Annotated in this window: 7 protein-coding genes and 6 pseudogenes; 9 read left to right on the top strand and 4 right to left on the bottom strand. The window is 42.8% G+C overall.

Annotated features, from left to right (window positions below):
- Positions 1–106: 106 nt before the first annotated feature.
- Positions 107–1075: a methyltransferase domain-containing protein gene (locus GVY04_19565; protein NBD18250.1), complete on the bottom strand. Its 969-nt coding sequence runs from the start codon at positions 1073–1075 to the stop codon at positions 107–109.
- Positions 1076–1307: 232 nt separating this feature from the next.
- Here GVY04_19565 and GVY04_19570 point away from each other — a divergent pair, with 232 nt between their 5' ends.
- From GVY04_19570 to GVY04_19585, 4 genes and pseudogenes are all read left to right on the top strand, one after another.
- Positions 1308–1607: a metalloregulator ArsR/SmtB family transcription factor gene (locus GVY04_19570; GenBank protein ID NBD18251.1), complete on the top strand. Its 300-nt coding sequence runs from the start codon at positions 1308–1310 to the stop codon at positions 1605–1607.
- Between the two features lie 142 nt (positions 1608–1749).
- Positions 1750–2574 (top strand): solute-binding protein, encoded by an 825-nt coding sequence (locus GVY04_19575; GenBank protein NBD18252.1) that lies wholly within the window; start codon positions 1750–1752, stop codon positions 2572–2574.
- Positions 2531–3420: pseudogene (pstC, locus tag GVY04_19580) on the top strand (phosphate ABC transporter permease subunit PstC). Before GVY04_19575 ends, pstC begins: the two are co-directional and overlap by 44 nt.
- Before the next feature lie 230 nt (positions 3421–3650).
- Positions 3651–4418: pseudogene (locus tag GVY04_19585) on the top strand (hypothetical protein).
- 396 nt (positions 4419–4814) lie between these two features.
- On the opposite strand, the gene GVY04_19590 reads toward GVY04_19585, so the two are convergent.
- Positions 4815–5459, bottom strand: coding sequence for a TerD family protein (locus tag GVY04_19590; protein NBD18253.1), 645 nt, complete (start codon positions 5457–5459; stop codon positions 4815–4817).
- Between the two features lie 472 nt (positions 5460–5931).
- Here GVY04_19590 and GVY04_19595 point away from each other — a divergent pair.
- Positions 5932–6313 (top strand): annotated as a pseudogene (locus GVY04_19595) (MerR family DNA-binding protein).
- Between the two features lie 157 nt (positions 6314–6470).
- Here the strand turns inward: GVY04_19595 and GVY04_19600 are convergent.
- Positions 6471–6851, bottom strand: coding sequence for a hypothetical protein (locus GVY04_19600; GenBank protein NBD18254.1), 381 nt, complete (start codon positions 6849–6851; stop codon positions 6471–6473).
- A gap of 64 nt (positions 6852–6915) precedes the next feature.
- Between GVY04_19600 and GVY04_19605 the strand changes: the two genes are divergently transcribed.
- Positions 6916–7380: a MarR family transcriptional regulator gene (locus GVY04_19605; protein NBD18255.1), complete on the top strand. Its 465-nt coding sequence runs from the start codon at positions 6916–6918 to the stop codon at positions 7378–7380.
- Positions 7381–7535: pseudogene (locus tag GVY04_19610) on the top strand (Uma2 family endonuclease).
- Here GVY04_19610 and GVY04_19615 read toward each other — a convergent pair.
- Positions 7490–8194: a methyltransferase domain-containing protein gene (locus tag GVY04_19615; GenBank protein ID NBD18256.1), complete on the bottom strand. Its 705-nt coding sequence runs from the start codon at positions 8192–8194 to the stop codon at positions 7490–7492. The pseudogene GVY04_19610 and the gene GVY04_19615 sit on opposite strands and share 46 nt — an antisense overlap.
- A gap of 9 nt (positions 8195–8203) precedes the next feature.
- Between GVY04_19615 and GVY04_19620 the strand changes: the two are divergent.
- Positions 8204–9083 (top strand): annotated as a pseudogene (locus GVY04_19620) (hypothetical protein).
- A 7-nt stretch (positions 9084–9090) separates the two neighbouring features.
- Positions 9091–9337: pseudogene (locus tag GVY04_19625) on the top strand (helix-turn-helix domain-containing protein).
- Positions 9338–9529: the final 192 nt, after the last annotated feature.

Consider the following 9529-nt stretch of genomic DNA (forward strand, 5'->3'; position numbering starts at 1 on the left):
ATTATCTTCACTCGTTTTTCTAAGTAGAAACTGAGTTTTTGATAATAAAGAGATTAATATTTTTTTGCATCCAACTTAGCCGAGAAAGGAGAATTAAAAGAACGCTTTAACAACAGCCATCCCCTTGATAATGCCATGTTGATGCAGTAACAACAATGGTGTCTGGAAACTGTTGGGCAAGTTGATGAGCGGTTTTATCACAAACCCCTAAAGGAACGCCTTTTTGGAAAGTATGTCCTTTCCCGTCATCCCAAGTTTCTTCTGAACCCCGATAAATGGCTGTTTTCCCAGTAAAAATGCAAGCACCATCGGCTGGGGTGGGAACTTTCAATGCAACTGAGTCTAAACTATCCAACTGTAAATCTTCACTTAAGCCATAGGTGGCGGTATCGAGTAGGCGATAAGGGCGACGGGCGCGCACTTCAATTTCACCAAACCCAGCTTCTACTAAGCAATTCATATACTCAGGGTAAGTCAGTGCGCCGGAAAGACACATTGCTCGTAACCGTTCATCTTGACGGAGTTTGTCTGGAATCGGCTGAGTGGCAATGGGGTCACTCATCAATAAACGACCGCCGGGTTTGAGAACGCGATAAACTTCTTTGAGGGCAGTTTTTAAGTCTTGCCGTTCAAAGATATTAAACAGACAATTTTGCGCCACAACATCAACGGATTCATTCCGAACGGGTAAATTAAAGGCATCCCCAGAAACAATTTTGACAAAACTGGGGTCAAACCACTCGTTTTGTTTCGCAGCTTGGTGAAGATTCTGTTTGGCGACCTCGCGCATTTCTGCAACCGGTTCCACCGCAATAATGGCTTCCGGACGAGGGGAAAAATAAGCAAATTGCAGGGCTTCTAACCCTCCGCCAATGCCAACATAGAGGACAGTGGGTTGATTCCCTAATTCTGTGGGTTGAACGGTTGTGCCACAGCCGTAGTTCATTTCCTGCATAGCAGAGGGAATACTGAGTCCGGGGAGTTGAAAGGAGCCATTTTGAACGCAACATAAGCCCAATTCTGGGGTTTCGGCGACTTGTTTATAAAATTGTGCGGTTGTTTCGAGATAAGTCATATTCATTTCTCTGTTTGCTGAGCAACGGTCGCAGCAGGCGCCTTCTGTTTAAGAAGGCGTAATCTGCGACTGCTTTTGATTGTGGAAGGGTTGCCTTAATTTTTACTGAAAGAATAGAAACTGGGACTTTTTTTATCTGTCTCTCAGGTAAAATTCAGATTAAGGTGAGTTGATCATAACTATAGTGCTTGCCGTTTTTGGGTTAACTTCAAGATGAATTACAGTTTCGATTATGGTTTCTTCGGCTTATTCTTCCGACTATTGCGCTCGCCGTTTAAGGCTTCTCGCTGATGAGACGCGCTTTCAAGTGTTGCAACTGTTACGAGAGAAACCACGTTATGTCGGGGAAATCAATCAACTGATTCCTATTGAACAGAGTTTGTTATCCCATCATCTGAAAATTTTGCGAGAGGAAGGATTGGTGAAAGCCCAACGCATTGGCAAAGGTGTTTTGTATGACTTAGCGCCAGAAGTGGCTCAGTTCCGGGAAAAAGGGTTTAATCTGGGCTGTTGCTTATTGGAATTTCACTGATTCTCATTTTGGCAATTTTGAAACAACGGTGAGCCAGGACATGACAAAATGATTTTCCTAGCTTTCCCTTCCTATGGAAAAGACAGGAAAAAAATATTTGGTTCTTTTACATGAAAACTTATTTATATGAAATTTAATTGATATGACAACCCAAGAATTGATTAAACCGATTGGCATCGGCTTCCTTTTAATCGGAGTTTCTGCTTGTGGCAATGACTCCTCAACCCAAACCTTAACTTTAACGGGATCCAGTACCGTTGCCCCGGTTGCCTCAGAAATTGCGAAAGCCTATGAAGAAAATCATCCCGAGGTGGAAATTAATGTGCAAACGGGGGGATCTTCTCGGGGAATTGCTGATGCGCGCTCAGGTGTGGCGGATATTGGCATGGCTTCCCGTACGCTCGCTGCTGAGGAATCGGACTTGATGGCGCATACTATTGCTCGGGATGGCGTTACAATCATTGTTCACCAGGATAATCCGGTTACCTCTCTCAGCAATCAACAAATTATTGATATCTACACTGACAAAATTAACAATTGGCAAGCCGTGGGGGGAAACAATGCGCCGATCACGGTGGTGCATAAATCTGCGGGTCGTGCTACCCGAGAGGTGTTTCTGAACTTTTTTGAACTAGAACCACAACAAGTGGTTCCCGATACGATTATCGGCGATAACGAACAAGGGATTAAAACGGTTGCGGGTAATGCAAACGCGATTGGATATGTCTCGATTGGTGCAGCAGAAGTGAACCGCGATCAGGGGACTGCGATTCAGTTATTGCCTCTGGCAGGAATCGAAGCCTCTACCGAAACCTTGAGTCAAGGGCAATTCCCCCTCAGTCGCCCCCTGAATTTCGTTACCAACGGTGAACCTACGGATTTAGCCCAAGCGTTTATTGAATTTGCACAATCGTCTCAAGTCCATGACATTATTCAAGAGCAATCTTTTAGCCCAGTTTCCCAGTGAAGCGATTATTCTCTGGTTGCTACGTCTCATGGCGCTGATTTGCGGTGCAATTTTACTGCTGATTGTTATTTTTCTGACATGGAAAGCCTTCCCGATTTTCAGTGAGATTGGACTGGTCAAGTTTTTTACGGATCGCAGTTGGCACCCCACTGCTGGAGAATACAATTTCATCCCGATGCTATTGGGAACCATTTTGACCAGTTTGGGGGCGATTCTGGTGGCAACCCCAACTGGGGTCATTTCTGCGATTTTTACTCACTATTATGCCCCGATCGCGATCGCGCTGATTTATCGCCGATCGCGATCGCGCTGATTTATCGCCGTCTCATTGAACTTCTAGCTGGTATTCCTTCCGTAGTTTATGGGTTTTGGGGATTGGTGGTTCTCGTCCCGTTAATTAACCAGATTCAGTCGCCAGGGGCAAGTTTACTCGCTGGCATTTGCATTTTAAGTCTAATGATTCTGCCCACAGTAGCACTGGTAACGGATTCCAGTTTTGCTAATGTTCCTGTTCAATATTTAAGCAGTGCTCAGGCGTTGGGATTAGGTCGCTTTGCCACGGTTTGGGGGGTAGTGTTACCCGCCAGTAAATCTGGGATTGTAGCAGGAATCGTGTTAGCAACAGGACGAGCGTTAGGGGAAACCATGGCGGTGGTGATGGTGTGTGGGAATGTGGTGCAAGTTCCTAATAGTTTATTCGATCCCGTGCGTACCTTAACAGCCAATATTGCGTTGGAAATGGGCTATGCCATGAGCACTCATCGCTCTGCTTTATTTTTCAGTGGGTTGATGTTAATGGCGCTAGTGACGGTGTTAATTGGTTTTGGGAGAACACAAGCAGACTGATGTTCAACGACTCCCTCTAACTCTCTTGGGAGAGTATAGAGGGAGATTGAGAGTTCCAACGCTCTCCTAAATAGTTGAATAGCCGATTTAGCCCTGATCTGGTACAGACTTCCGAATACTCCTCTAGTTCGGATTATCTCTAAAACTCGTTGGAGGGTTGCCTTAAGAAGGGACATCTTGGTCAGGGTGGGCGAAGAGGCTGAAAACTTTATCACGAGAGGATTTTCTCCATGTATCGTGTTCCAGTTCTATCAAAAAACGGAGAACCACTAATGCCGACTAAGGCGAGTCGTGCTAGACGCTGGCTCAAAGAAGGGAAAGCCGTAATTTACAAAAACGACTTACATTCTTTCGCGGTTCAATTAACTGTAGATTCTGGAGAAGAAACCCAACCCGTAGCGGTGGGAATTGACCCAGGGAAACATTATTCAGGGATCGGGGTTCAATCATCTAAAGCCACCTTGTTCACCGCTCACTTAGAGCTACCCTTTCAACGGGTTAAAGACCGAATGGAAACCAGAGCGATGATGCGAAGAGGAAGAAGAGGACGACGAATTAACCGTAAGCTCCCTTTTAACTTACGCGCTCACCGTCAAAAACGCTTTAATAATCGTAGAGGTCACAAGCTCCCTCCTAGTATCAGAGCCAACCGTCAGCTAGAATACCGTGTAGTCAAGGAGTTATCGGGGTTGTTTCCCATTTCTTCTATCATCTACGAAATCGTTAAAGCAAAAGGGGATAAGGGATTTTCTCCTGTGATGGTAGGTCAAAAAGTGATGACGGAACAGTGGCTTCCTGAAATAGCACCCGTCACCACTAAATACGGTTGGGAAACTTCAGCAAGACGAGAGATGCTTGGGCTAGAAAAAGATAGAGAAAAGTCTAATCAAACCCCTGCTACTCATGCGGTAGATGGTGTGGCTTTAGCTTCATATCAGTTCTTAAAGTACAAGCGTATTCAAGGATACAAGGGATGGTTTGAGGGAAGTGTTGAACTTGAGTAATTGGTGTAATAATACGCATCCGGTTATGTTGTTCATTCGCAACAACAATCATGGAACGCCCTTGCAGTTGAAATTGCCATTGTTGTTGATTAATTCGATTAACATTACTCGCTTCTTGGCGAATAATCGTATTGACTGATTCTAGGGTCATGGTTTGGAGTTCAGTGGATGGTTGGGTTTGGGCAAGTAATAAAGATTGGTTTTCTCTCAGTAAAGGGAAAAGAAACCCCATTGAACTACCAAGAAAAACCCCTAAGCATAAGGAGAATTGATGTTTGTTTAGTAACATTGATCAGACATACTAACTGTCTTCCTGAGGATAGCTTCCTTGGCTGAAAATTAAATGAGAACAGTCGTTCTCCTTACTTCATTTTTCCGAACAACCAAAAATTAGTAATATTGTTCTACCAATTCTTGTAAGTTTCCGACGTTAGTTCCTTGACCGATTACTTCCACTTGCCATTGCTCATTATTTTCGGTTTGACGATAAATTTCAGCTAGAATAATCCCTGTTTTCGACTTACAACAATCATCTTCCGATAAACAATAACGAGCAATTTCTATTTCATGTTCCATATCCACTAATCGGACATAGGCATTATTGACCTGTCCTAAATTTTGTTTCCGTGGACCGGCTTCATAAATATTAGCAACGATTAGCAACTTTTTAATTCGTTTTGGGACTTGTGGTAATGTCACTAAAATTTGCTCTTTATCATTGATTTCACTATCATCTTCATCATTTTCTGTTGCATGAAGAGTAGTATGTTCTCCAGTTAAGTTATCTCCTAAGTGACTAATTGCTCCTGAAGAATGAGTTAGACTTCCATAATAAACAACATCAGTGCTTTTTTCCAATTTTCCATTTTCATTCAGACATAAGGCAGAAATATCTAAATCAAAATCGGGTTGAAATAACTTTTTCCAACCTTTTTGAGGTCTTAATTCCCAACCTAAACCGCAAAGTAATGCGTTTAAGCCAGGTACTTGTTTTTTGAGAGAAAAACGTTGCCCCGTCGTTAATTGAATTCCCATTTTGATGCTCTATATTATACTGACTCTGACTAACCCCTTAATCTAGCAATCTGACCTTAATTTTTCCTGAATTGGCAATTTTCTCCTCCTAATGTTGTGAGGAATAGGGGAGAGTGTAAGCTAAATCAAGTGACTTAATAAGGGAAGGTTAATCACGGTGAAAACAACGGATACAAGTGATTCTAGTTCTTTGAGCCTAAAAAAAAACGCTTTTGGGATTAGGGGTGTTTATTTTGTTAACTGGCAATATTTTGGTCTTGACGAATTATCTTAAACCCTCTGATTCGATGATGGGAACTGTCGCTTCGATCAGGGAACAAGCCCGTTATGCTCTCCATGGTGGCTTTACTCGTGAATACTATAATCGAACCAATCTGAGACAAAATTCGATCTTAGTTCGTTACCAAGAGCGCGATCGTGCGAATCCTACTGATTAAGTAAAGTCAGTGGTTTATCGGTAAAAACAAAAACCATTCGCTATTACGAAGATTTAGGTTTAATTCATGTGGTCCAATGATCGCGCGGTGGGTTTTGTTTATTTGACGAGAAAATGACCCTGATTCGCTTATAATTTATTAAACAGGCGCAAAGTTTCGGAATGAGTTTAAGCGAAATCAAAGAGTTTTTAACCGTGCGCGATCGAATCTTTGATTCGGTGAGCGGAGTTCAATCGCGGTGAAATTCCTTGTCACGAAGTTAAGGAAAAACTAAAAAATAAAATGACTCAAATTGACCAAAAAATTCAAGCACTACAACATCTACAAACTCAAATTAAATCCCTTTTAGCTGGGGCTGATCCCATTTTAGAAACCCCAGAAGACGATCGCGTTTGTCCCATTATTCAACCTAAGTAATCGTTTAAAAAGCGCTGAAACCCAAGTATATCCAGAAAATTGCCTGATCGAAGTAAAACCAGTACTGTATATAGGTTTGAGGCTATTTTGGTAAGGGTTTCAGCCGAAAATTTATACGGTTAATTTTGCATGGGCACTTAGGCTGTTTCAATAGACTTTAATTCACTGCCATTTTGCGCTTTAGTAGTTGTAATATTCCAAAAGTGCCAACTCCAATTGAAACCGCGATCGCGACAATAATCCCTTGTAGGCTAGTTATCCAAATTCCCTTGAGGATCAACATAGCTGTTCCTAAAACCCAGAGAAAATCACTGCAAGAAAAATAAAGGAGCAGCTTTTTGGATAGTGTCGCCTGTCGTGAAGCCCAAATTAAATGCAAACCATTAATTGCCAATCCAGTACCTATAATCGTGAGAGTTAACAGTGGCATTGGCTGATCTGGGCTCAAAAACTTAGCAATTGGCTCAGGGATTAAAATAAAAACAACACCAAACAGAAGGCAACTTGTCGCATTTGACCGCAAAATGATTTTTAACATTGTCATCTCTTTCTGATGTAAACTAGGTTAACATACATACACAAGATACAAGGATTTTAGATTGATGTCAACTAGGTTTACAAATGAAGCACCATCTATGGCTGGGAGTAACACCTTGCAATTATTTTTAGAAACAGCCCAGATTAATCTCCTGATCTCAAAGTACCTTGCAAATACTTTAAGTGAGAGGGGCTATCACTCAGTTACGCCAGCTATGTTACAGTTCCTGAGTGCTTTGGAATGTGGAGCGAATTATGCTTCAGAAATTGCACGACAACTTGGTGTATCTAGACAAATGGTTAGAAAAACAGTTAAGGAATTATCCCAAGCAGGTTATCTGCAACAGATTCAGAGTCCCAAACGCCAAAAGCAAATTCGATTCACAGCAGAAGGGGAAGCCTTGATTGCGGAAGCCAGAGAAATTCTTGTGCAATTAGATCAAAACCTTTTCCAAGAGATTGATAAAAATTCTATTCAGAAGACATTAGAGCAACTACGCACAATACAAGCGGTATTACAAGAAGATTAATCCACGTATGAAGCATTAGGAGTGGAAGAATATTGGATTATTGATGTGGAACAAGGGAAAATCCTTGCTTTTGCTATGAATACAGAAGGTAGCTTTAAATTAATAAATTTCAAGTATTATCAGGATTAGACATTTCATTATCCTTGACACTATAAACTGTCATCAATCCCCAAAACCAATTGATTTTGTATCGATCTACGTTGAGGACAACTTGATCGGTTTCCTTCAACAACTGTACGCACTCCTGCTTACCATAGGTTTTGAAATGTGCCCTATTCAACCAACGTAAAAATCCATCAAGCAAGCGACAAGTTAAGTAATCGTGGCACCAATCCGTGATGACAAGTTTGCCGCTTGGACGCAGAACCCGTCGCATTTCTCGCAGCGCCAGAACCGGTTCCTGAAGATAGTGGAACATATTGCATGAGATAATAATATCAAATTGCTCTGCTTCAAAAGGGAGCCTTTGGGCCCAACCTTGGTAAAGTTTCACCCTTTCAGGAAGTCTTTGGCGTGCGATCTCCAGCATCGGCGAGACTGGATCGATGCCAGACAGATTCACTTTGGGGTAACGTTCTGATAGACGTTGTAAGAGAGTGCCACTTCCACAGCCAACATCGAGAAGTTGATCAGTAGGGGTTAAAGTCACCCGCTTCAGGGTTTCACGGGTTGTTGCCTCGATATAAAAAGACCATTTTTGATCGTAGATGGCTGCCAGTCGGGAGTATTCCTTTAATTGTTTCTCAGATTCAGTTGTTAATTTGAATGAAGTCAAACAGCACAATTTCACTTGATCATGGACATTGCCAATCATTCTAATTCGATTACCGAAATCGCTGAGCAAACATTAGAAGAAGCAATGATTTATTATCAGGGTTCGCCAGTGGGAATTGTTGCTGCCTGTGATGCCAAAGAAGAGGCGCTGAACTATGATCAGTGCTTCACTCGCGATTTTGCTGTTGCGGCTTTAGCCTTGCTTATGCGGGGGAAGACAGACATTGTCCGCAACTTTTTGACCCAGATGGTTGAGTTGCAAAACTGTCGCAAGCAAATGGACTGTTTTCAGCCTGGTCAAGGCTTGATGCCGGCGAGTTTTAAAGTTGAGGCAGAGAAAATTATTCCTGACTTTGGAGAAAGCGCGATCGCGCGAGTTGCCCCGGTCGATTCCTGTTTTTGGTGGCTGTTTATCTTACGGGCTTATGTCAAAGCCACTGATGATTGGACACTTGCCCAGCAACCCGAGTTTCAAAATGCGATCCGTCTCATTTTAGACCTCTATCTCACCGCCCGCTTTGAAATGTTGCCCACCATGCTGGTGCCTGACGGGTCATTTACCATTGATCGGCGGATGGGCGTTTATGGACATCCCTTAGATATTCAAGCCTTATTTTACATGGCATTGCGTTCAGCAGAAGAACTACTCCCAGCCTCTCCCGATAATGATCCTTGCCTGAAAGCAGCGCGCGTAGGTCGTAGGGCGTTAGCCCGCGCCGCTAGGCAGACCGAGCCGAAGGCATCGCGTGAATCATTTGACCTATCATATTCGTCAATACTACTGGCTGAATTTATCTCGCCTCAATGAGATTCATCGCTATAACGTAGAAGAGTATGGGGAAAGTGCGATTAACAAATTCAATTTGTTATTTATAGTCTACACAATGTTATGGATAATCTGTAAAAGCAGTCGCGGCAATTCTCGATGATGAAGCCGTGACTGATTTGAATTCTTCTTCCATTAAGCAACGTTTTGGCAAGGCAGTGCGGCGGCGCGAATTGGAGTTGTCTCAGGAAGAGCTGGCGGAGTTGGCAGGATTACATCCATCGCACTTATATTTCTAATTTGGAGCGGGGAATGATCAATCCAACGCTGGAAAATATGGAGCGGTTAGCACGGGGGTTAGAGATTAGTCTGGCGCGGTTGTTTGTTGAGTATGGGGTAGAGGAACGGGAGGATTAATGATGCGTCAATTGGTCTTTAATGGTTAGCGCGATCGTTTACAGTGAGTGGCAGAGCATCTTTTACTGGAGTTTAGCAAAATAGGCGAGAATCCTACGACTACAGCCGTTAGGCTTAGTCGATAGATGAATCGCCATCAATCGAGGGGGTTCAATACCCCTGAGATTGATAACTTCCTGATTTGTTCTCTAA

The sequence above is a fragment of the Cyanobacteria bacterium GSL.Bin1 genome (assembly GCA_009909085.1).
In the GTDB taxonomy this organism is placed as follows: Bacteria; Cyanobacteriota; Cyanobacteriia; order Cyanobacteriales; family Rubidibacteraceae; genus Halothece.